Below are 20,679 nucleotides of genomic sequence, written 5' to 3' on the forward strand. Positions count from 1 at the left end.
CGGAGCGGGGGCGGCTCATCGGAGCACGGGCCGGAGTTCCCTAGTACTTTCGGTCGCGGGTCCGCCCGGTCTCGTACGCCCACATCGCGATCTCCACCCGGTTGCGGGCCTGGAGCTTGGTCATCAGGCTGGCGATGTGGGTCTTGACGGTGCTCAGCGTGATGTAGAGCTCGTCGGCGATCTCCGTGTTGGTCCGGCCGGCCGCGACGGCCGCCAACACCTGCTCCTCACGGGCGGTCAGCGGGTCCAAAGGCTGCGCCGGCGGCGTCGCGGGCCCGCTGCCGGCGAAGGCGTCCAGCAGCCGGGCGGTGATGCTGGGCGCGATGAGCGCCTCGCCGCTGGCCGCCGCCCGCACGGCCTGGGTGAGCATGGCGGTGCCGGCGTCCTTGAGCAGGAAGCCGCGGGCACCGGCACGCAGTGCCGCGTAGACGTATTCGTCCAGGTCGAACGTGGTGATCACGACCACGGCGAGAGGATCGGCGACGTCCGGGCCGGCCAGCCGCCGGGTGGCTTCGATGCCGTCGACCACGGGCATGCGGATGTCGAACAGGCACACGTCCGGCCGCAGCCGGCGGGCCAGCTGGACGGCCCGTTCGCCGTCGGCGGCCTCGCCGACCACCTCGATGTCGGGCTGGGCGTTGAGGATGATGGTCAACCCGGTGCGGACGATCTCCTGGTCGTCGGCGACGACCACCCGCACGGTCATGCCGTGGTTCCGGTGCGCGGCAGCACGGCGGTCACCGTCCAGCCACGGTCGGGGTTCGGTCCGGCGGCGCAGGTGCCGCCGAGCAGGCCGGCGCGTTCGGCCATGCCCACCAGTCCGTATCCCGACGATCCGGCGGCCCGGCCGCCGTCGCCGTCGTCGCTGACCTGGAGCCGTATGGTCCGGTCGTCCGCCGCGACCCGGACCTCGATGCGCGTCGCGTGCCGGGCATGCCGGCGGGCGTTGGTCACGGATTCCTGGGCCAGCCGGTAGATCGCGGCCCCGACCGACTGGGACACGTCTCGGACGTCGCCGTCGATCGCCACGTCCACCACCGGTCCCCCACGCTCCCGGCCGGCGAGCTGTTCGAGGTCGCCGATACTCGGATTGGGGGCGAACTCCGCCGGTTCGTCGGTCCTGAGCACGCGGACCATGGCCCGCATCTCCGTGAGGGCACGGGATGCCTCGGCCTCGATCAGCCGCAGCGCCTCCGTCGCGGCCGCCGGCTGGGTGTCGGCGATCGCGAGCCCGGCCTGGGCCCGAATCGCCATCGCCGACACGTGATGGGCGACCGTGTCGTGCAGGTCGCGCGCCAGGCGTTCGCGTTCGAGCAGCTTGGCCTGGTCCAACTCGCGCCGGCGGGCCCGCGCCCGGTAACGCATCGCCGCGCCGATCGCCCCCGCGGTGACGAGCACGGCCGCCTCGCCGAGCGCCTGCCCCGCATCGACGAAGCCGGCCAGCAGCCAGAAACCGATCTTCGCCAGCACGACCGCCGAGCCCAGCACCATGTCGCGGCCGGATCCCCAGCGCAGCAGCGAATACGGCAGCAGCAGCATGTAGACCATGGCGTAGAGGTCGGGCGGCTGGCCGTGCGTGAGCAGCGGGGCCAGTCCGGCGACGACGAACGCGGCGGCGATCACCGGCAGCGGCCGGCTCCGCCGCCACAACAGCAACGGGGCCAGCACGACCGCGACGGTCACCGAGACCGGGCGCCAGGCCAGGTCCGGCTGGAACACCCCCTCCAGCACGGCCACCAACTCGAACACGCCGACCAGCGCCCAGTCCCGCCACGTCCGCGGCGCCGGCACGAGGCGGGGTTCGTCCCATCCGGAGCGGAGCACCGCATCATGGTAGGTGCCGGTCAGGCCGCCGGTATCGCCCGAAAGTACGACGCGCCTACCGAACGCGGATGATCGTCTTTCCCGCGACCGGCGCGGTCGGGTTGAAGGCGGCGACGGCGTCGTCGAGGGGCGCGACGGCGCCGATGTTGGTCCGCAGTCGCCCGTCACGCACTCGCTGGACGATCTGGCCCAGCTGGGCGCGGTCGGGCACGACGACGAAGTCGACCGCGACGCCGTCGGCCGGCCGGGCCTCGGGCGGCCCGGTCACGGTGACCAGGGTTCCGCCGGCGCGAATCAGGCCGGCGGAGCGTTTCTGGATGTCGCCGCCGAGAACGTCGAAGACCAGGTCGACCTGGCCGACGTCGTCGAGGCAGTCGTGCTGGAGGTCGACGAACTCGTGCGCGCCGAAGTCGAGCGCGGCTGGCCGACCGGCGGCGCGTCCGGTGCCGATGACGTAGGCACCGATGTCATGGGCGAGCTGGGCGGCCATGGATCCGACCGCGCCGGCCGCGCCGTGCACGAGGACCCGCTGCCCCGGCTGAAGGCGGCCGTGCTCGAACAGACCCTGCCACGCGGTCAAGCCGGACATCACCACGCCGGCGCCGGTCGTGAAGTCGACGCCGCCGGGCAAAGGCGCGAGGTTGCGCGCCTCGACGGTCACGTACTCGGCCAGCGTGCCGTCGCGGGTCCAGTCCGTCAGGCCGAACACCCGCTGGCCGACCGACAACCCCGTAGTGCCGTAGCTCAGCGCGGTGACCACGCCGGCCACCTCGTGCCCGGGAATCGACGGCGTCCGGTCATGGCCGAGACGATCGACCCAGGTCGACGGCCATTCCAGTTCATTGCCGGTGAATCCCGACGCGTGCACGGCGACGACGACATCGCCGTAGCTCGCCCCGGAGAGGTCGGCCAGCCGCGCCGCATCCGGATCGGGCCGCTCCGCCAGCACCATGCCGGCCGTCCCGGCGGCCTGGTCGGTGACGACGATCGCCTTCACGGGCGCACGCTGATGATCGTCTTGCCCTTGACCCGGTCGGTCGGGTTGAAGGCGGCGACGGCGTCGTCGAGGGAGGCGACCTGGCCGATGAGGGTCCGCAGCCGCCCGTCCCGCACCCGCTGGGCCAATTCGGTCAGCTGGGCCCGGTCGGCCTCGACGACGAAGTCGACGGCGAGGCCGTCGGCCGGCCGGACCTCGGGCGGGCCGGCGATGGTGACCAGGGTTCCGCCGGCCCGGATAAGCCCGACGGATCGCTTCTGGATCTCGCCGCCGAAGATGTCGAAGACGAGATCGACGCCGCGGGCGTCGTCCAGGGAGTCGTTCTCGAGGTCGATGAACTCGTGGGCGCCGAGGTCGAGCGCGGTCCGGCGGTCGGCGGCCCGTCCGGTGCCGATGACGTGGGCGCCGGCTTCGTGGGCCAGCTGCGTCACCACGGAACCGACGCCACCGGCCGCGCCGTGCACCAGGACGCTCTGTCCGACCTGGACCCGGCCGTGCACGAACAAGCCCTGCCACGCGGTCAGACCCGAGATCGGCAGGCCGGCGCCGATCTCGAAGTCGACGTCGGCCGGCAGCGGCGCGAGGTTGCGCGCCTCGACCGCGACGTACTCGGCCAGGGTGCCGTCACGAGTCCAGTCGGTGAGGCCGAAGACCCGCTGGCCCACCGACAGACCGGTGGTGCCGTAGCCGAGTTCGCGGACCACCCCGGCCAGCTCGTGCCCGGGAATCGACGGCGTACGGTCACGGCCGAGGCGATCGGTCCAGGTCGTGTCCCAGTCCAGCTCTCCGGTGGTGAACCCGGAGGCATGCACCTCGACCAGCACATCATTCCCGGCCGGCGTGGGCCGGGGACGTTCCGCCAGCGTCATCCCGGCCGTTCCCGCCGCCTGGTCCGTCACCACGATCGCCTTCATCCGGCACCTCCCTGCCTCCGCTTGATGGACCATAAAGTCCATTCCGCCACGCTAACCCGGTGCCGACCCGGAACCTGGGTCCACTTCGCCCCCACGAACGGGAACCAGTCACCGCAGGGCGCGAACCAGCGCGTCCAGTGCGCCCGACCAGGCGCTGGGGGACGGCGCGGCGAACCCGATGGCCACGCCGTCACGGTCCGATGTGGACTCAGGGTGCCGGAAGAAGTCCAGCGGCTCCACCGTGACCTGCTCTCGGGCGGCACGGCGCACGAGTTCGGCGCCGGTTCGAGCGGGATGTTCGAGCACGATGTGCAGCCCGGCGGACATCCCGGTGACCCGAACCTCGGGGGCGTGCCGGCCGATCGTCTCGACCACCTGCTCGCGTCGGCGGCGGTACTGCGAGCGCATCGCGCGGATGTGCCGGTCGTACGCCCCCGACTCGATGAACTCGGTCATCGCCAACTGGTTGAGGAAGCCGACGGTCTCCTCGGTCTCGCCCTTCTGCGCGACGACCGGGCCGACCAGGTGGTCCGGCAGCACGAGCCAGCCCAGGCGCAACCCCGGCGCCAGGGATTTGCTCGCGGTGCCCAGGTAGACCACATGGTCGTGATCCAACCCCTGCAACGCGCCGACGGGCGAGCGGTCGTAGCGGAACTCGCCGTCGTAGTCGTCCTCGATGATCGGCGTGCCGCGCCGCCGCGCCCAGTCGACGACCGCCGCCCGGCGATCGGGATGCAGCGCCACTCCCAAGGGAAAATGGTGCGACGGCGTGAGCAACACCGCGCCTGGACACGGCATCTGATCAAGCGCCGACACGTCGGCCCCGTCCCCATCCACCGGGAGCGGAACGGTGTCGAGCCCAGCCTTGGCCAACGCCTCGCGTTGGGTTTGCAGGCCGAACTCCTCGACTGCCACCGTCGTGACACCGGCCTCGGCCAGCGCGGCGGCGACGAGCCGCAAGCCTTCCGCCGCGCCGCTACACGCCACGACGTTGTCCGCCCGAGCCCGCAGGCCCCTGGCGCGAGCCAGATACCGGGCGACTGCCTCGCGGAGTTCACGCCGGCCGTGCGGATCGGTGTACCCGAACGCTTCGAACGGCGCTGTGCTCACCGTCCGCTTCACCGCCCGAATCCACTCGTCCCGTGGGAACGCCGACAGATCCGGCAGCCCGGGCCGGAGATTGTGCACCAGCTGCGGGCATTTCGCCGGTGGCCGCGGCCGTTCCCGTTCGCCCGCCGGCTCCGCCGCCCGCTGCGCCACCTCGGTTCCGGAGCCGTGCAGCCCGGTCAGCCAGCCTTCGTTGATCAGCTCCGAGTACACGCGGACCACGGTGTTGCGGCCCAGCCCGAGATCGTTGGCCAGCACTCGGCTCGACGGCAGCCGCGTCCCCGGGGCCAGCCGCCCGCTGCGGATCGCCTCCCGGAAGGCATCCATGAGCCCCGCTCGCACATTGCGGCCGATGTGGCCCAGATGCAGGTCGAGGCCGGACGTCCGGGCGCTGCCGGGTCCTTGCTCGGTCATGACGGACCACGATACGGCCCGCGCGACCGCACCGCCGGTGGTCATGAGTGGGGATCGTTGGCCTGGAGCGCGTCGCCGGTGGTGGAGACGTAGACGACCAGCAGCTTGGCCCGTTCGGTGGCGCTGGGATTGGCGGCGACGACGTGGTGGGCACCGGGCTTTTCGAACCAGTTCTCGCCCGGGTGGAACGTGGTCGCGGGATTGTCGTCGACCTGGCTGCGGACGTCCCCTGCCAGCACGTAGGCGTACACGAAAGCCTGACCGTGTCGGTGCGGCGGCGCGGCCGCGCCGGGCGGGAAGTCCACGATCTGCGAGGTGAACGTCTTGCCTTCGGCGTTCGGCAGCGCCTGCTGGAGCAGGACATTCACCTGGGGCGGCGTCGAGGCGGCCGTGGTCGCCGCCACAGGTGTGGTCTGGGTGGCCGGGCTGCACGCGGTTACGCCGGCCAGCGCGGCAACGGCCAGCAGGCGACCGGCGACCTGCGATCGCTTCCTGGCGAACATTCCGTCGACACTGAAGGCGAACCTGTCCACGGGCGCGAGGGCCAGCAGCAGGGCGGCGGCCGCAGCGGCGGGAACCGAATTGCTCAGCGGTGCTTCCCAGCCCAGGAACAGCCCCATCGACAGCGCGAAGCCCAGCAGCAGCGCGGTCGCGGCCAATGCGGACCAGCGCACGAGGATGCCGGCCAGCAATGTCAGGCCCAGCACCGTTTCCGCCGCGGTCGCGGCCCATGCGGCGGCCCCTTGGAACATGTCCGGCAGGTACGGCGAGAGGGTGTGCGTGTAGGCGGTGTACGTGGCGAAATCGCCCCACCCGACCGCCCCGGTGTGCGGCGGGCCCCAGATGCCGAACCGGTCGGCGACGGCCGAGAGGAATCCGGCCGCCAAGGCCAGACGTGCGAACACGGTCGCGACCGACCACACACGTTCCCGCCGGGCCGTCAGGGACAGCTCCTTCCCCCAGTGCACAACCATCAGATCTCCCTGGTAGACGCATTTTCGGCAGCCAGGAACGGGCCACCGACTCCGAAACTAGCCCGTTTTCGACGGCCGACCTGGGTCCACTCGGCCCCCAGAAACGGGAACCACTCGCGGTGGCCCAAAAGGACTGCGCAGTCCACTTCACTGGCCACCTTCACTGACCAAAGGGGTAGCCTCAGGCGGATGAACACGCCGCCGTCCCGGCCGACGTCCCGTGGCGCCGCCACCCGCGCGCGCATCGTCGCGGCGGCGGCCGACCTGATGTACGTCAACGGCGTGAACGCGACCACGCTCGACGACGTCCGCGTCGCGAGCGACACCAGCAAGTCCCAGCTCTACAGCCACTTCCCGGACAAGACCGAACTGGTCCGCGCCGTCGTCGCGGCGCGGGCCGCGCAGATCCTCGACCGTGAACGCGGCTACCTCCAGCACCTGAAGTCGTTCCGTGGCCTGGTCCGCTGGCGCGACGCCCTGGTGCGGCGAAATGCCTTGCAGCACGGGGCATACGGCTGCGCGCTCGGTTCGATGGCCAGCGAACTGGCCGACCAGGACGACCAGGCCCGCGCCACCCTCGCCGAGTCCTTCACGGCCTGGGAAGGGCTGCTCGCCGCCGGCCTGCGGCGGATGCGTGACAGCGGGGCCCTTCGGCCCGAGGCCGACCCGGAACGACTGGCCACCGGTCTGATGGCCGCGTTGCAGGGCGGATACCTCCTGGCCGAGACCGCGCATGACATCAGGCCCATGGAGGTCGCCCTCGACCTGGCGCTCGACCACGTGAAGTCGTTCCTCACGGCGTGAGTGGTTCCCGTACCGGGATCCCAAGTGGACCCCGGCCTCCGCCCCGCTGGCGGTTAGCGTGGCCGCAACTGGACCGTCGAGTCCAGTGCGACCAACCACAGTGGAGTGATCACATGTCGGCACGTACAGCCCTGATCACCGGCGGCACCAGCGGGATCGGGAAGGCGACCGCCGAGATTCTGCACAACCGCGGTTACCGCGTCGCCGTCACCGGACAGCGCCTGGAGAGCGTCGCCTGGGCCCGGTCGGAACTGCCGGAGGACGTCCTGGTCCTCCAGGCCGACTCGCGCTCGATGGCCGACACCGAGAAGGTCATGTCCGAGGTCGGCGAGAAGTTCGGCGGCCTCACGACGCTGTTCCTCAACGCCGGCGTCAGCCGTCCGATGACCTTGGCCACCGCAGACGAGGCCGCTTACGACGAGGTGTTCGCCGTCAACACCAAGGGCCAGTTCTTCACCTTGGCCAAGGCACTGCCCCTGCTCTCCGACGGCGCTTCCGTCATCGTCACCGTCGGCATCGGCGCGACGCGCAGCCTCACCGGCAACAGTGTCACCGCCGGTTCGCACGGCGCTTTCCTCGCCATGATCCCCACGCTCGCCCTCGAGCTCGCCCCTCGTCGTATCCGCGTCAACGCCGTGAGCCCCGGGTTCACCGACACCCCCATGACCCGCACCTCGCTGCGCGCCCGCTCCGGCGACGTCGCCGCCACCATGGCCGCCATCGCCCAGACCAACCCCTTCGGCCGCCTCGCCGAGCCCGAGGACATCGCCCGCACCGTCGCCTTCCTCGCCTCGGACGACGCCGCCTACATCACCGGCCAGGAGATCCTGGTGTCCGGCGGCGCCGGGCTGGCCATCTGACCCGAGTCCGCGGCGACCGCACGGTCACGCGGACGGCAGCACCCCGATTCCTTGACCGCCGCGGCCCCCGGGCGTAACACTGAGGCGGTTGGGAGAGCGCTCTCCCAACCGCCTCACCTCCGGCCGCCACCGGGCTCCGACCTACCCCTCCACCCTGCGCGGGAGACGGTATGCCCAGCTCACGTGGCGCGACGACGCGCCGAATCCGTCCACTGAGAATCGCCTTCGCGCTGGCCGTCGCGGCGGCGCTGGCGGCATCGTCGCTGGTGACCACGAGCCCGTCGGCCCAGGCCGCGCCCACGCTGCTCTCCCAGGGCAAAACGGCCACCGCGTCCTCCACCGAGAACGCCGGCACCCCGGCCTCCGCCGCGGTCGACGGCAACACCGGCACCCGCTGGTCCAGCGCGGCCAGCGATCCCCAGTGGCTCCAGGTCGACCTCGGCACGACGGCGTCGATCAGCCAGGTCTCGCTCCAGTGGGAGACGGCGTCGGCCAAGGCGTTCCAGATCCAGGTCTCGACCGACGCCACGAACTGGACCTCGGTGTACAGCACCACCACGGGCCCCGGCGGCACGCAGACGCTCGACGTCAACGGCACCGGCCGCTACGTGCGGATGTACGGCGCGCAGCGCAACACCGGCTACGGCTACAGCCTCTGGGAATTCCAGGTCTACGGCACCGGCGCCGGCTCGTGCGGCAGCGCGAACGCCGCGCTCAACAAGACGGCGACCGCCTCGTCCACGGAGAACGCCGGCACCCCGGCCAGCGCCGCGGTCGACGGCAACACCGGCACCCGCTGGTCCAGCGCGGCCAGCGATCCCCAATGGCTGCAAGTGGATCTGGGCAGCAGCCAGACCGTCTGCGGCGTGTCGCTGACCTGGGAGACGGCGTTCGCGTCCGCGTTCCAGATCCAGGTCTCCGCTGACGGCGCCAACTGGTCGACCGTCTACAGCACGACCACGGGCACCGGCGGCACACAGACGCTAGACGTCAACGGCACCGGTCGCTACGTGCGGATGTACGGCACCGCAAGGGGAACGGGCTACGGCTACAGCCTCTGGGAGTTCGGCGTCTTCACCACGGGCGGAGGCGGTGGCGGCAGCTGCGCCGACCCCGTCATCTCGGCCTACGCCCCCGTGCAGGCGTCGTCGTACGTCGGCGCGAACGCCCCGGCCGCCGCGCTGGATGGCCGCGCCACCACGCGGTGGGAAAGCGCCGCCAGCGACCCACAGTGGCTCCAGGTCGACCTCGGCGGCAACGCCGCGGTCAGCTGCGTCGTGCTGACGTGGGAGACGGCGTACGCCACGGCGTACAGCGTCGACATCTCCCCCGACGCCACGACCTGGTCCAGCATCTACGCCACCACCGCCGGCCAAGGCGGCACCGAGACGCTGAAGATCGGCGGCACCGGCCGCTACCTCCGCATCCGTGGCACCGCGCGCGCCACCGGATACGGTTACAGCCTCTGGGAATTCCAGGTGCACGGCACCGTCGACACCTCGACCTCGACGCCGCCGCTGCTGTCCGCGCCGACCAAGGCCCCCGCCACCACCGGCCAGTTCGCGCTGTCCGCCCCCGGCAACAACGCGCTGGTGACCAACACCCGCCGGCCGACGTTCTCCTGGGCGGCAGTCGCCGGCGCCGCGCATTACCAGCTGTGGCTGAACATCAGCCGTACCGACTACGACTTCACCGCGTCCGGCAATCTGCTCGACTTCTACACCAAGGTCGCCGAGCCCGCCGGCACCAGCTACACGCCGACGTGGGACATCTCCGACCGCTGGACGTACAGGTGGTTCGTGGTCTCGGTCGACGGCGCCGGCGGCACCAAGACGTCCAACATCAACACCTTCGGCCTGTACCTGCCGACCGTCACCGCGGCCAACGACGGCGTGCCGATCGTCAACGGGGCCCGGGACCTCAACAAGGACGGCACGATCGAGCCGTACGAGGACTGGCGGCAGCCGATCGCCACCCGCGTCGACGATCTGCTCGGGCGGATGTCGACGCAGGAGAAGGCATACCAGATGTTCTACAACAACCAGGTCCACCCGCAGTCGGGCTGGATCTTCGGACCGGCCCAGCCGCAGGACCTCGACGGTTTCCTGAAGGCCTCCGCCGGCACCCGGCTCGGCATCCCGCCGATCGCCGCCGGCGACACGATCATCGGCTACCAGACCACGTTCCCGGCGCAGAGCGCGCTGGCCGCCGGCCAGGACTACAAGCTGGACTACCAACTCGGCGACATGCAGCGCCGCGAGGAGGTCCAGGCCGGGGCCCGCGGCACGCTCGGGCCGCTGGCCGAGGTCGGCACGAAGGTGCTCTATCCCCGTATCCAGGAAGGAAACGGGGAGAACGCCCAGGTGGCCGCGGCCCAGGTGCGGGCGCTGGTGTCCGGCATGCAGGGCGGGCCAGAGCTCAATCCGCAGTCGATCCTGGTCACCGTCAAGCACTGGCCCGGCGAGGGCGCGGGCGGCGAGGCCGGCGTGGTGTTCGACGGGACGACGATCAAGTACACGATGATCCCGTGGACGGCGGCGATCGAGGCCAACGCCGGCAGCGTGATGACCGGCTACGCCGGAGCGTCCTATTTGGACCCGAGCGGCGCCGGGGCCGGCAACAGCGCGCCGATCATCAACTACCTGCGGCAGAACATGGGCTACACCGGGCTGGTCACCACCGACTGGCTGCCGTCGGGGGCGTGGGTGAGCGCCGCCAACGCCGGCGCGGACGTGATGGGCGGCGCCGATCCCGGGGCCGTCGGCTTCTCCCTCGACACGTTCGCCAGCAGCGTTCCGCAGTCCCGGATCGACGATTCGGTGCGGCAGATCCTCACCGTGAAGTTCAAGCTGGGCCTGTTCGAGCACCCGTACGGCGATCCCGCCAACGCCCCGTACCGGTTCCACCAGCCCGCCTATACGGCGTTGATCAACCAGGCGGCGCGGGAATCCGACACGTTGCTCAAGAACGACGGCGTGTTGCCGGTCAAGCTCAACTCCGGTGACAACATCGTCGTCACCGGAGCGCGGGCCGCCGACGGGGCCGCGTGTTGCCTGTGGACCAGCTACTTCCACCAGGACTACGGGTCACTCGACTTCCTCGACGCCATCAAGGCCCGGGCGGCTCAATCCGGGATCAACGTGTACCAGGGCAACTCCCCGACACCGCCGAAACTCGCGGTCGTAGCGGTCGGCGAACCTTCGTACACGCACGCCACCGCTTGGACCAAGGAGCAGCCCTACCTGCCGGCGGACCAGGTCGCGTTGATCCAGAACTACAAGAACCAGGGCATTCCCGTGGTCGTGCTGCTGGTGTTGCCGCGCCCGTACGTGATCTCCGACTGGAACGGCCTGGCCGACGCCATCGTGGTCACCTACCGCGGCGGCGAGGAGATGGGTCCCGCGGCGGCCAGTCTCTTGTTCGGCGACTACACCCCGCGCGGCAAGCTGCCTTGGCAGTTGCCCGCCAGCCTCGACCAGGTCCTCAAGCCCGGCGGCACCGATGTCCCTGCCGACGCCGTCGAAAGCTGGGACCTGCCGTACGACCTCGGCGCCACCGCCGCCGAGCGGGCCGACATCCGCGCCAAGATCGGCGCCGGCCAGACCGTGCCGCCCACGTACGGCAAACCGTTGTACCAGTACGGTTCTGGCCTTCAGGGCTGGTAGCTCTACCGGAGCCGTGCGACCAGTGCGTCGAGTACGAGTTCGACGGCGAACTCGTACTCGGCGGCGCTGTCGAAACGGGCGAGGTCCGGGGCGGCAGCGGCGACCGCGGGGAGGCCGCTGCGCTCCAGAACGGCACGGCGCTGGGCGATGCCGGCGAGGTCGGTGGTGCCGAAGGTGGGCCCGGCGTTGACCTCCCGTAACAGCGCGCCGACGAGGGTGGCGACGAGCATCCGCAGCAGGCGTACGGACTCCTCGACGGAACAGCCGGCGTCGAGCAGGACGGCCAGCACGGCGTCCACGGGTTCGAGGGCGGCGAGGGAAGAGAGCTGACGGGTGAGGACGAGCGAGGCGGCCTCGGGATGGGCCAGCGCCGGCTGACGGAAAGCGTAGGCGATAGCCCGCAGGTCGGCCCGCAGATCGCCGGTGCGCGCGGGCAGCGCGATGGCCCCGAGCAGGTGCTCAGCGACGGCGTCGAGCAGGCCGTCCTTGCCGTCGACATGGTTGTAGAGGCTCTTGGCGTCCACCCCGAGCACCCGCCCGACGGCCCGCATGCTGACCGCGCCGACCCCGCTCTCGTCGATGACCCGCAGGGTCGCCGTGACGATGGCGGCGCGGGACAGCTGGCTCTCGCCCTCGGCGGCCGGCCCCGACGTCCGGTGCTGGTGGTCATGTCCCCATGATGCCGGACAACCTTGAGTAAATCCACGGTGTGGGTATACCGTGGCCAGCGCATACCCACACCGTGGATAAAAGGGAGTGCCGCCGATGTCCCGCTTCGCCCTGCCGCCCGAGGACGTGCTGCGCGCCCGCGAGAAGCTCGTGCTGGACCACTTCCACGACGAGGTCGAGCAGGACTGGGACGCCACCCTGGCCACGTTCCCGCACCCGCACTACGAGCTGATCGCCCAGATGACCGTGCACGACGGCGACACCGAGGTCCGCGGCTACTACCACGACACCCGCGTGGCCTTCCCCGACCAGAACCACGAGATCATCGCGCTCCGGCACGCGCACGACGCCGTGATCGTCGAGTTCTGGCTCACCGGCACGCACCGCGGCCCGCTCGGCCGGATCCCGCCGACCGGCTCGCCGCACCGCACCCGGATGACCGCGTACTTCCTCTTCGACGCCGACGAGAAGCTGGTCACCGAGCGCATCTACTTCGACCAGCTGACCATCCTCAAGCAGCTCGTCGCCGGGCTGGACAAGCGCAATCCCGCCGACCTGCTCACGCTGGGCCGCGTCGTGGCCGGCGCCCTGGCCATGTCCGGCGGCGAGCCCGACCCGCGCCTCACCGACACCCCCGCTGTCCATCTGTGAGTATCCCACCAGTCCCCGACGGAATCGCCGGTGAAGGCGCTGTGAACGGACCATTCCCAAACTCCGAGTTGAGGAATGGTCCGTTCCGAAGTTCACCGGCTTGACCGGCGGGCTGGGGGCGGGCGATGTAACGGATCGGGGCGAAGTCGGCAACCATGAGTGTGAGCCACCAGATGACCGACCGACAGCGGGCCGCGCCACCGGCCACCGAGTTCGAACGGATCTACCGGGCGAACTTCGCCGCGATCACGGCCTACTTCGCCCGGCGGGCGACCGAGCCGCAGATCGTCGCCGACCTGACCTCGGACACCTTCGTCGCCGCCATCACCTCGTTCGCCACCTTCGACCCGCGCCGGGGGACGCCGCGGGCCTGGCTGTTCGGCATCGCCCGGCGGGTGTTCGCCGGGCACTGCGAGGACTTCCGCCGCGACCACGACGTGGTGCGGCGGCTGACCGGACACCGGCCGCTGGCGACCGACGAGACGGCGGACCTCGTCCGCCGGATCGACGCCGAGCAGCCCGGACGCGAGGCGTTCGAGCGGCTGGCCGCCCTGCGCGCCGCCGACCGCGAGGCAGTGGAGCTGGTCGACCTGGCGGGGCTGCCGGTCAAGGAAGCCGCCGTGGTGATCGGCGTGACCGCCGGGGCGCTGCGGATCCGACTGTTCCGGGCGCGTGCCCGCCTTCGCACGGAGAATGGGAGTTGAACCCGATGAGCAGCTTCGAAGACACGCTTTGGCAGGACCTCATGCAGCAGCACGGCCAGGAACTGGCCGCTGGCAACCACATCCGCCCGCCGCAGCGGCGGCGCCCGCTGGTGGCGGCCGCGGCGCTCGCCGTCGTCGGGACCGGCGCCGTCGGGCTCGCCACCGGTATGCTCGGCGGCACACCGGCCTATGCGGTGACCGAGCATCCGAACGGGACGGTCACGGTGACGCTCAAGGAGATCGCGGCCGCCGATCAGACCAACGCGGAACTGCGGCGGCGCGGCATCCCGATCCGGGTCATGCCGTACGCGCCGGACTGCGCCAACACCAAGTCGTACACGGTGGACGAATCCGCTCCCGAGACGGCCCTCGGCGACAACAACGGGGCGGCCGGGCTCACCCTCGACACGACGACGGTGCCGCCCGGGGACTACGCCGTGATCACCGCGCTGTCCGATGCGGACGGAAAGATCGCCGTCATGATGTCCGGCGGCCGGCCGGCGAAGGGCGAAGTGCCGTCGTGTCTTCGTGGCGACATCGCCGGCCTGGGCGTCTACCACGCGCCGAGCCCGACTCGGTGACGGGATCGGGCTGGCATGCCGCGCCGACATGCCAGCCCGATCGACCTGCGCCGGCTACGGCATCGTGGTTCGCCAGATGCCGCGCCCGTGGGTCGCGACGTACAGCTGCCGGCCGTCGGGGCTCGGCGTGAGATAGACCGCCGCGGACACCGGCAGGTTGGTGCCGAGCCGTGACCAGTGCCCGAGGCCGTCGATCTTGGGGTTGTCCACGAACACGCCGAGGTCGGAGGCGACGACCAAGGTGCCGTCCGGCGCGATCCGCAGCTGGTTGGCCGGGGCGTCGGGGAAGGCGTCGGAGGCGGTGTCGCCGCCGGTGACGTCGGTCCAGGTCGCGCCGCCGTTGGTGGTCTTCCAGATGTGCCCGTAGCCGGCGCCGGGGCCCTCGTTCCAGTGGCGGGAGAAGCCCGACACCGTCGCGTAGACGGTCCCGCCGGTCGGGTCGGCCGGGTCGATGGTCACGCCGGAGACGTAGCGCACCGGGAAGTCCGCCGGCAGACTGAGCTGGTGCCAGCTGCCGCCGTAGTTGGTCATGATGCCGCGGCCGAAGGCCGCGCCGGGGTTGCAGTCGCCGCACCAGGCCGCCCAGACCACGTGGTTGCGGCTGGCGATCGCGGTGATCGAGTGCCCGGCGCCGGAATCGGCCAGCTTCTGCCAGTCGGCCCCGGAGGTGCTCTGCCACGTCTTCGTGTCGGCGTAGGCGAATTCGCCGCCGGCCACCCAGTAGCCGGCATCGGCCGAGTCGGCCGCGAACGGCGCGATGAACCGGGCGTTCGGGTCGTTCGGGCTGATGTCGGTGATGGCGGCCGGGGTGCCGTCGTCGTTGGCCGTGTAGCCGCAGTTGTTGGTCAACGACATGGCGAGGTTGGTGTACTCGCCGACGGTCTGGCAGCCGTTGTTCGGATTGACCAGCTGGTCGCCGCCGTCACCGCCGAACGGCTCGGACATCTCGCCGGCGGGGTTCAGGTTCTCGGTGACCGGCGTGTTCGTGCCGGGATAGGTGTACGTGTACTTCGCACCGGTCGGAGTGGACAGTGCGACCCCGTTGTCCTGCAAGCCGCCCCACACCGCGACGCCGCCGGAGGCCAGCGTGCCGACGCCGACCGAGTAGAACTGGAGGGTGCGCAGCGTGCCGCTGGCGTTGAGGTTGCGCCAGCCGACGGTCTGGCTGGTCGGCCGGGCGTACGCGCCGCCGTCGTTGCCGACGTACACCTCGGGGGCGCGGCCGGGCCAGGCGGAGAACGCCAGCGCATGTTGGTCGGAGTGCATCACGTTGCCGTCACAGGTGTTCTGCGCCGGTGAGTAGCTGAAGCAGTTCAGGCCGAGGTTCCAGTAGCGGCCGACGGTCCGCCAGGTGGCCCCGCCGTTCCACGACTCGTACAGCTCCTCCAGGCCGAGGTAGACGTGCTGCGGGTTGGCCGGGTCGACGGCCAGCGACTGGTCGTACCAGGCCTGCGTGCCGGGCTGGTAGCCGGCGCCGATCTCGGTCTTCTTCATCGCGGACCCGCTGTTGGCCAGCGCACTGGACGTCGCGACCTGGGCGTAGGGGCCGTTGATGTCACCGCTGCCGCTGGCGAAGACGCCGGCCAGCACGCTGTAGCCGCTCTGCCCGCCCGGGCTCTTGTTCAACAGCGTCGGCGACTCCATCACGACGTACAGCTGCGATCCGTCCGCGGAGTAGGCGAACGTGGCGTTGCCGATCTCGTGCGGGTTGATCGCGCCCTGCGGATTGGCGAGCTGCCACGTGGTGCCGCCGTCGGCCGAGTAGTAGAAGCCGTTGTAGGTGGCGCCGCCGCGCCACGCCACGTTGGCGACGAGCTTGAGACCGTGGCTGCCGGGCTGGATGACGAGGTCGTTGGCGATGTCCGCGAAGTACGAGCTCGTGCCGCACGTCACCCCGCTGATGCCGACTCCGGCGCACGGCGCGAGAACTCGTTGCCACGCCGTGCTTTGCGTCACGGAGACCGGCCGGCGGAACACGCCCCGCGAAGTAACGGCAAAGACGTTACCTGCCTCGTGGTCGAAGCGGAGCTCGTGGATCGACGTGCTCTCCAACTCGACGCCGCCGACCCGGTCGCTCGGTGAGAACGTGCCGCTGGCCGGATTGGCCAGTCGGTAGACGCCCGTGCCGAGGTAGTTCTCGAACGCCGTGGTCGCTTCGCCGGTGCCCAGCCACAGCGCGCCGTCCGCGGCGACCGCGAGGGAGCCGACCGACAATGCGGGCAGGCCGTCGGCAATCGGCGTCCAGGTCGCGCCGTCATCGCCGGACCGGAAGACGCCGCCGTCCGCGGCACCGGCGTAGACCACGCCGGCATGCGTCGGATCGGTGGCCAGGGCAGCAATGCGGCCGGCCGAGTAGCCCGCGCCGCCGCCGGAGTTGGACTCGACGTGGTCGCGGAAGTGCAAAGAGTCCGAATTGAACGGTTGGGTCGTCACCTCGCCGTACGTCGCCTTGGCAACCGGCATGCCCAGCACGTGGTTCCACGCGGCCCCGTAGGCACCGGGCAGCACGCTCGCGGTCGGTGAGAGCCGCTGGTCGTCGAACGAGTTGAAGGAGTCCATCAGCTCGCCGGAGTCCTCCCCGGCCTCGTGCTGAGTCGTGGACGTGGTCGGCGTCTGCGCGTGGGCCACGCCCATGGAGACGACGAGCAGGGACACCGCGCCGGCTGCCAGCAGGCGAATGCCGCGGCGCCGTTGTCGTGACAAGGCCATTGACCCCTCCGATATGGGCACGACGATGTGCTCATCTCACGTGCTACAGCGCCGGCCTGGCCGTTTGTGTCACACCTCCCCGCTGACCTGCGCACATCGACATCTGCCACCGGTCACGGCAGCAGGGGTGGCCCCACGATCTGGATGCCGTGCCGGGCGGCGATCCGCGTGAGTTCGGCCGGCGCGGGGACGTCGGCCGGAACGTTCAGCGGCGTGCCGACCTCGGCGACGAAACGATCAAATCCGGCCGGCGTGTGCAGGGTGAGGAAACGCGCCGAGCCGGACACGACGACGAAGCCGTGCGGCAGACCCCGTGGCAGCAGAGCCAATCCCCCAGCGCCGACCGCGTGGGCCTCCGATCCCACCTCTACCCGCAGCTCGCCGTCGAGCACGAGGAAGGTCTCCTCGTCGGCCTCGTGCAGGTGCAGCGGGGACATGTAGCCACGCTCGCCGGCGTGTTCCAGCACCGCGAACCGGCCGGCGGTGTCCTCCGCACCGATCCGGGCCCGCACGACGGCGCCGAGGAAGTTCACCGCGGCCTGGGTGTCGGGGTCGGTCACCACGGTGACGGCTCGTGAGGTGTCGGTCATGGTCTGTCGCTTTCCCTTCGTAGTGGCATCGGTGACCCGCCGGGCACGAATTCGGCGCCGGTCGACCGTCGATGCGCTGCCACAATTCGTATGGCCGATAAAATCGCGCCATGGGCCGCCATCAGGTCGCCGTCCTCGCGCTCGACGGCGTCTATCCCTTCGAACTGGGCATCCCGGCACGCATCCTCGGCGCCGCCGACGACCGGTACGACGTCGTGGTCTGCTCGCCCGACGGCCGCCCCATCGAGACCAACGCCGGTTTCTCGGTGACCCCGCACCACGGTTGCGAGATCATCGCCACCGCCGACACCACGATCGTGGCCCCGGTCGACCCGTATCGGCTGACCCGCGAGCCGCCGCCGGGCATCGCCGCCGTGCTGGAGCGGCGCAAGCCCGGCAGCCGTATCGCCTCCATCTGCACCGGTGGCTTCGTGCTGGCCGCGGCCGGCCTGCTCGACGGACGGCCGGCGACCACGCACTGGGAGTGCGCGCCGCTGTTCCGCCGCTGGTATCCGCACGTCGAACTGGACGAAGGGGTCCTTTTCGTCGACGACGGCGACCTGCTGACGTCGGCCGGCGCGGCGTCCGGAGTGGACCTCTGCCTGCACCTGATCCGTACCGACCACGGCACCGATCTGGCCAACCGGGCGGCCCGGCGCTGTGTGGTGCCGCCCTTCCGTGACGGCGGCCAGGCCCAGTACATCGAGCGTCCGGTGCCGGACGACGGCGGCATGTCGACCTCGCCGACCCGGCAGTGGGCGCTGCACCACCTCGGGCAACCGCTCACCCTGCAACGGCTGGCCCAGCACGCCCATATGAGCACGCGCACCTTCGTCCGTCGTTTCCGGGACGAAACCGGTATGACGCCTCGACAGTGGCTGATCGGCCAGCGTCTGAACCGGGCGCGGCACCTGCTGGAGGCGAGCGATCTGCCGGTGGAGCGGATCGCCACCGAGATCGGCTTCGCCACCGCCGCCTCCCTTCGCCAGCACATGAGTGCCGAGTTCGGCGTGTCCCCGCTGGCCTACCGGCGGACCTTCCGGGCCGTCGAGCCGGCCGCCGGTCAGTGACCGAGGAACGCGTTCACCTCAGCGGCGAACTCCACGGGGTACTGGAACAGGAATCCGTGGCCGGCGTCCGGGTAGATGCTCAGCCGGGCGTTCGGCAGGTGCTCGGCCAGCAGATAGGTGTTCTTGGTCGGCACCATCTCGTCGTTGTCGCCGTTGGCCACCAGCACCGGGTGCTCGATCGACGCCAGCCGCTGCAACCGTGTGTCGTCCCGTACGCCCCAGCCGGCGATGGCGGTCAGCTGCGCGTCGCGGACGGCGAGCGTGGCCGGGGCGTCCCGCTCAGCGGTGCGCAGCGCCAGCCGCTTGAGGAACTCCACGCCCAATGCCTGGCTGGAGGCCGACTTCTCGAAGAACAGGACGAGCAACCCTTGAGCCGTGGCGTCGTCGGCCAGGGCCGTGTCGCGAATGGCACCCGCCGTGTACTGGTGGATGTCCCGCCCGCCTCGCGGCGCGGTGCCGGCCAGCACCAGACGGCGGAGCTGCCACGGCCGCAGCAGCGCCACCTCCTGGGCGATGAAGCCGCCCAGCGAGAAGCCCAGCAGATCGAACCGTCGCACGCCCAGCGCGTCGAGGAAGGCCAACACGTTGTGGGCCATCTCGTCGACCGTGTTGGGCGTGACGCCGGTCGAGCCGCCGACGCCGGCGAGGTCGACCAGGATCACCTCCCGCTCGGTGACGAAGTTGTCGACGAGGTCGGGGTCCCAGTTGTCGAGTGTTGCCCGGAAGTGGACCAGGCAGAGCAGCGGCACGTCGCTCTCGTTGGCCACGCCGAAGCGGCGGTAGCGGTAGGTGACGCCGTCGGCCGCCTCGACGTGGAGGTTGGGCGCGGTGAGCTGGCTGTGGACGGGCACGGTGCTGTCCTTTTCGGACGGTGGGATGGACGTGGCAGCGGTCATCGGCGCGGGCCGATCCGGTCGCCCATGTTCAGTTCCAGGTCGAGCACGGCCTCGGGCGGCAGCGCCCCGGCCCGCCCGAGCCGCTCCTGCACGAAGTCCCGGGTGAACAGCTGGATGAACCGCTCGTGCGTTGCGGCCAGGCTTTCGGCGCTGGGCGTGGGGATCTCGTGGCCGAGGATCTCCTTGACCGCGCGCAACGCCTCGGCGTCGAAGAAGGCGATGCGCCGCGCGAACCGGTCGACGACGGCGTCGAGTTCGGCGTCGGGCACGGCGCGGTTGACCCAGCCGTACCGTTCGGCCGTGTCCGCGTCGTAGTCCTCGCCCGACGCGACGACCTCCAGCGCACGGGCCCGGCCGATCAGCTGTCCGAGCCGTTCGATGCCGCCGCAGCCGGGAATGATCCCGTTGCCGATCTCGAGCTGGCCCAGCACCGCGTGCTCACGGCTGGCGAAACGCACATCGAGCGCGGTGAGGAACTCGTTGCCGATGCCACGGGCCCGTCCGCGCACGGAGCCGACGGTGATGTAGCGGGCATCCTGCAACCGTTCGACGATGTCGAACCAGGTCGGCATGCCGGGCCCGTGCTCGCCGATCCGGCCCAGATCGAGATGGGCCAGGAAGAAGTCGGGGTGGGCGCTGTCGAAGACCACGACCTTGACGTCGCGGTCCGCTTCGAGCCGATCGAGCACGTCGACCAGGTCGGACTCGACGTCGGGGTCATAGAGGTTGACGGGCGGATTGTCGAAGGTCACCCGCCAGTAGGCCGGGCCGACCTGCTCGGCCCGGACGGTGCTGGTCACGGACATGGGTTGGTCCTGTTTCTCATGGGGCGTCAGAACATCGTGTTGTCGTTGGCGCTCTCGTCCGGCACGGGCTGCATGACGTCCCAGTGTTCGACGATCTTGCCGTCGGCCAGGCGCCAGATGTCGGCCACGGCCAGGCCGCGGTCGCCCGGCTGCAGATGCATGTTGCTGTGGGTGACCACCAGGTCCTGCTCGGCGATGGCGCGCCTGATGTCCAGGCGCAGTTCCGGGAAACGGCCCCGCATCTGGTGCACGTAGGCGATGAAACCGTCGGCGCCGTCGGGGGCCTGTGGGTTGTGCTGGGTGTAGGTCGCGCCGAGGTGGGCGGCGGCCAACTCGGGTTCACCGTCGTTGAACGCCTGTCTGTAGAAGGCGAGCACGGTTGCGGTGTTGTCCGCTGGCGACATGGACGACTTTCCTTTCCGGGGGCGGCCGAAACAGCATCTC

General features: G+C 70.7%; 19 protein-coding genes. 7 read left to right on the forward strand and 12 right to left on the reverse strand.

Going from position 1 to position 20,679, the window contains the following annotated elements:
* Positions 1-40: 40 nt before the first annotated feature.
* The 6 genes from M3Q35_RS14730 to M3Q35_RS14755 all read right to left on the reverse strand — a co-directional run bounded on the left by M3Q35_RS14730 (position 41) and on the right by M3Q35_RS14755 (position 6,230).
* Positions 41-706 carry a response regulator gene (locus M3Q35_RS14730; protein ID WP_273942313.1) on the reverse strand — a complete coding sequence of 222 codons (666 nt, stop codon included), beginning with the start codon at positions 704-706 and terminating at the stop codon, positions 41-43.
* Positions 703-1,824, reverse strand: coding sequence for a sensor histidine kinase (locus M3Q35_RS14735; protein WP_273942314.1), 1,122 nt, complete (start codon positions 1,822-1,824; stop codon positions 703-705). The genes M3Q35_RS14730 and M3Q35_RS14735 overlap by 4 nt, the downstream gene beginning before the upstream one ends.
* A 55-nt stretch (positions 1,825-1,879) precedes the next feature.
* Complete coding sequence (locus M3Q35_RS14740; protein WP_273942316.1) at positions 1,880-2,821, reverse strand: NADP-dependent oxidoreductase; 942 nt, start codon at positions 2,819-2,821, stop codon at positions 1,880-1,882.
* Positions 2,818-3,735, reverse strand: a complete 918-nt coding sequence (locus M3Q35_RS14745; RefSeq protein ID WP_273942317.1) for an NADP-dependent oxidoreductase — start codon at positions 3,733-3,735, stop codon at positions 2,818-2,820. The genes M3Q35_RS14740 and M3Q35_RS14745 overlap by 4 nt, the downstream gene beginning before the upstream one ends.
* A gap of 108 nt (positions 3,736-3,843) precedes the next feature.
* Positions 3,844-5,256: a MocR-like pyridoxine biosynthesis transcription factor PdxR gene (gene pdxR / locus M3Q35_RS14750; RefSeq protein WP_273942319.1), complete on the reverse strand. Its 1,413-nt coding sequence runs from the start codon at positions 5,254-5,256 to the stop codon at positions 3,844-3,846.
* 41 nt (positions 5,257-5,297) lie between these two features.
* The gene (locus M3Q35_RS14755) at positions 5,298-6,230 is read right to left on the reverse strand and encodes a cupin domain-containing protein (protein ID WP_273942320.1); all 933 of its coding nucleotides are present in this window, start codon (positions 6,228-6,230) and stop codon (positions 5,298-5,300) included.
* Positions 6,231-6,419: 189 nt separating this feature from the next.
* Between M3Q35_RS14755 and M3Q35_RS14760 the strand changes: the two genes are divergently transcribed.
* From M3Q35_RS14760 to M3Q35_RS14775, 3 genes are all read left to right on the forward strand, one after another.
* The gene (locus M3Q35_RS14760) at positions 6,420-7,034 is read left to right on the forward strand and encodes a TetR/AcrR family transcriptional regulator (RefSeq protein WP_273942321.1); all 615 of its coding nucleotides are present in this window, start codon (positions 6,420-6,422) and stop codon (positions 7,032-7,034) included.
* Positions 7,035-7,147: 113 nt separating this feature from the next.
* Positions 7,148-7,894: an SDR family oxidoreductase gene (locus M3Q35_RS14765; RefSeq protein WP_273942322.1), complete on the forward strand. Its 747-nt coding sequence runs from the start codon at positions 7,148-7,150 to the stop codon at positions 7,892-7,894.
* A 170-nt stretch (positions 7,895-8,064) separates the two neighbouring features.
* Positions 8,065-11,559 carry a discoidin domain-containing protein gene (locus tag M3Q35_RS14775; RefSeq protein WP_337960582.1) on the forward strand — a complete coding sequence of 1,165 codons (3,495 nt, stop codon included), beginning with the start codon at positions 8,065-8,067 and terminating at the stop codon, positions 11,557-11,559.
* A gap of 2 nt (positions 11,560-11,561) precedes the next feature.
* Here M3Q35_RS14775 and M3Q35_RS14780 read toward each other — a convergent pair whose 3' ends face one another.
* Positions 11,562-12,110 carry a TetR/AcrR family transcriptional regulator C-terminal domain-containing protein gene (locus M3Q35_RS14780; protein ID WP_273942323.1) on the reverse strand — a complete coding sequence of 183 codons (549 nt, stop codon included), beginning with the start codon at positions 12,108-12,110 and terminating at the stop codon, positions 11,562-11,564.
* Between the two features lie 214 nt (positions 12,111-12,324).
* Between M3Q35_RS14780 and M3Q35_RS14785 the strand changes: the two genes are divergently transcribed.
* From M3Q35_RS14785 to M3Q35_RS14795, 3 genes are all read left to right on the forward strand, one after another.
* Positions 12,325-12,879 carry an ester cyclase gene (locus M3Q35_RS14785; protein ID WP_273942324.1) on the forward strand — a complete coding sequence of 185 codons (555 nt, stop codon included), beginning with the start codon at positions 12,325-12,327 and terminating at the stop codon, positions 12,877-12,879.
* 173 nt (positions 12,880-13,052) lie between these two features.
* Positions 13,053-13,583, forward strand: a complete 531-nt coding sequence (locus M3Q35_RS14790) for an RNA polymerase sigma factor (protein ID WP_273942325.1) — start codon at positions 13,053-13,055, stop codon at positions 13,581-13,583.
* 5 nt (positions 13,584-13,588) lie between these two features.
* On the forward strand, positions 13,589-14,164 hold the full coding sequence (locus tag M3Q35_RS14795; RefSeq protein ID WP_273942326.1) for a hypothetical protein: 576 nt from the start codon (positions 13,589-13,591) through the stop codon (positions 14,162-14,164).
* Positions 14,165-14,218: 54 nt separating this feature from the next.
* Here the strand turns inward: M3Q35_RS14795 and M3Q35_RS14800 are convergent, their stop codons facing one another.
* Together M3Q35_RS14800 and M3Q35_RS14805 are read right to left on the reverse strand one after the other, a co-directional pair.
* On the reverse strand, positions 14,219-16,873 hold the full coding sequence (locus M3Q35_RS14800) for a WD40/YVTN/BNR-like repeat-containing protein (protein WP_273942327.1): 2,655 nt from the start codon (positions 16,871-16,873) through the stop codon (positions 14,219-14,221).
* Between the two features lie 113 nt (positions 16,874-16,986).
* Positions 16,987-17,463, reverse strand: coding sequence for a cupin domain-containing protein (locus tag M3Q35_RS14805; RefSeq protein ID WP_273942329.1), 477 nt, complete (start codon positions 17,461-17,463; stop codon positions 16,987-16,989).
* A gap of 110 nt (positions 17,464-17,573) precedes the next feature.
* Between M3Q35_RS14805 and M3Q35_RS14810 the strand changes: the two genes are divergently transcribed.
* Complete coding sequence (locus tag M3Q35_RS14810; RefSeq protein WP_273942330.1) at positions 17,574-18,533, forward strand: GlxA family transcriptional regulator; 960 nt, start codon at positions 17,574-17,576, stop codon at positions 18,531-18,533.
* Here M3Q35_RS14810 and M3Q35_RS14815 read toward each other — a convergent pair.
* The 3 genes from M3Q35_RS14815 to M3Q35_RS14825 are packed head-to-tail and all read right to left on the reverse strand — an operon-like array spanning position 18,527 to position 20,639.
* The gene (locus tag M3Q35_RS14815; protein ID WP_273942331.1) at positions 18,527-19,384 is read right to left on the reverse strand and encodes an alpha/beta fold hydrolase; all 858 of its coding nucleotides are present in this window, start codon (positions 19,382-19,384) and stop codon (positions 18,527-18,529) included. The two genes, M3Q35_RS14810 and M3Q35_RS14815, sit on opposite strands and share 7 nt — an antisense overlap.
* A gap of 41 nt (positions 19,385-19,425) precedes the next feature.
* Positions 19,426-20,235, reverse strand: a complete 810-nt coding sequence (locus M3Q35_RS14820) for an enoyl-CoA hydratase/isomerase family protein (protein ID WP_273942332.1) — start codon at positions 20,233-20,235, stop codon at positions 19,426-19,428.
* Positions 20,236-20,261: 26 nt separating this feature from the next.
* Positions 20,262-20,639, reverse strand: a complete 378-nt coding sequence (locus M3Q35_RS14825) for a nuclear transport factor 2 family protein (protein ID WP_273942333.1) — start codon at positions 20,637-20,639, stop codon at positions 20,262-20,264.
* Between the last annotated feature and the right edge of the window lie 40 nt (positions 20,640-20,679).

The sequence above is a fragment of the Kutzneria chonburiensis genome (genome assembly GCF_028622115.1).
Classification (GTDB): Bacteria; Actinomycetota; Actinomycetes; order Mycobacteriales; family Pseudonocardiaceae; genus Kutzneria; species Kutzneria chonburiensis.

What these genes read in the sequence shown, in the direction of transcription:
- M3Q35_RS14730 (WP_273942313.1), bottom strand. Translation starts at nt 706, where the DNA reads ATGACCGTGCGGGTGGTCGTCGCCGACGACCAGGAGATCGTCCGCACC.
- M3Q35_RS14745 (WP_273942317.1), bottom strand. Translation starts at nt 3,735, where the DNA reads ATGAAGGCGATCGTGGTGACGGACCAGGCGGCGGGAACGGCCGGGATG.
- pdxR (WP_273942319.1), bottom strand. Translation starts at nt 5,256, where the DNA reads ATGACCGAGCAAGGACCCGGCAGCGCCCGGACGTCCGGCCTCGACCTG.
- M3Q35_RS14755 (WP_273942320.1), bottom strand. Translation starts at nt 6,230, where the DNA reads ATGGTTGTGCACTGGGGGAAGGAGCTGTCCCTGACGGCCCGGCGGGAA.
- M3Q35_RS14760 (WP_273942321.1), top strand. Translation starts at nt 6,420, where the DNA reads ATGAACACGCCGCCGTCCCGGCCGACGTCCCGTGGCGCCGCCACCCGC.
- M3Q35_RS14765 (WP_273942322.1), top strand. Translation starts at nt 7,148, where the DNA reads ATGTCGGCACGTACAGCCCTGATCACCGGCGGCACCAGCGGGATCGGG.
- M3Q35_RS14775 (WP_337960582.1), top strand. Translation starts at nt 8,065, where the DNA reads ATGCCCAGCTCACGTGGCGCGACGACGCGCCGAATCCGTCCACTGAGA.
- M3Q35_RS14780 (WP_273942323.1), bottom strand. Translation starts at nt 12,110, where the DNA reads ATGCGGGCCGTCGGGCGGGTGCTCGGGGTGGACGCCAAGAGCCTCTAC.
- M3Q35_RS14785 (WP_273942324.1), top strand. Translation starts at nt 12,325, where the DNA reads ATGTCCCGCTTCGCCCTGCCGCCCGAGGACGTGCTGCGCGCCCGCGAG.
- M3Q35_RS14790 (WP_273942325.1), top strand. Translation starts at nt 13,053, where the DNA reads ATGACCGACCGACAGCGGGCCGCGCCACCGGCCACCGAGTTCGAACGG.
- M3Q35_RS14795 (WP_273942326.1), top strand. Translation starts at nt 13,589, where the DNA reads ATGAGCAGCTTCGAAGACACGCTTTGGCAGGACCTCATGCAGCAGCAC.
- M3Q35_RS14800 (WP_273942327.1), bottom strand. Translation starts at nt 16,873, where the DNA reads ATGGCCTTGTCACGACAACGGCGCCGCGGCATTCGCCTGCTGGCAGCC.
- M3Q35_RS14805 (WP_273942329.1), bottom strand. Translation starts at nt 17,463, where the DNA reads ATGACCGACACCTCACGAGCCGTCACCGTGGTGACCGACCCCGACACC.
- M3Q35_RS14810 (WP_273942330.1), top strand. Translation starts at nt 17,574, where the DNA reads ATGGGCCGCCATCAGGTCGCCGTCCTCGCGCTCGACGGCGTCTATCCC.
- M3Q35_RS14820 (WP_273942332.1), bottom strand. Translation starts at nt 20,235, where the DNA reads ATGTCCGTGACCAGCACCGTCCGGGCCGAGCAGGTCGGCCCGGCCTAC.
- M3Q35_RS14825 (WP_273942333.1), bottom strand. Translation starts at nt 20,639, where the DNA reads ATGTCGCCAGCGGACAACACCGCAACCGTGCTCGCCTTCTACAGACAG.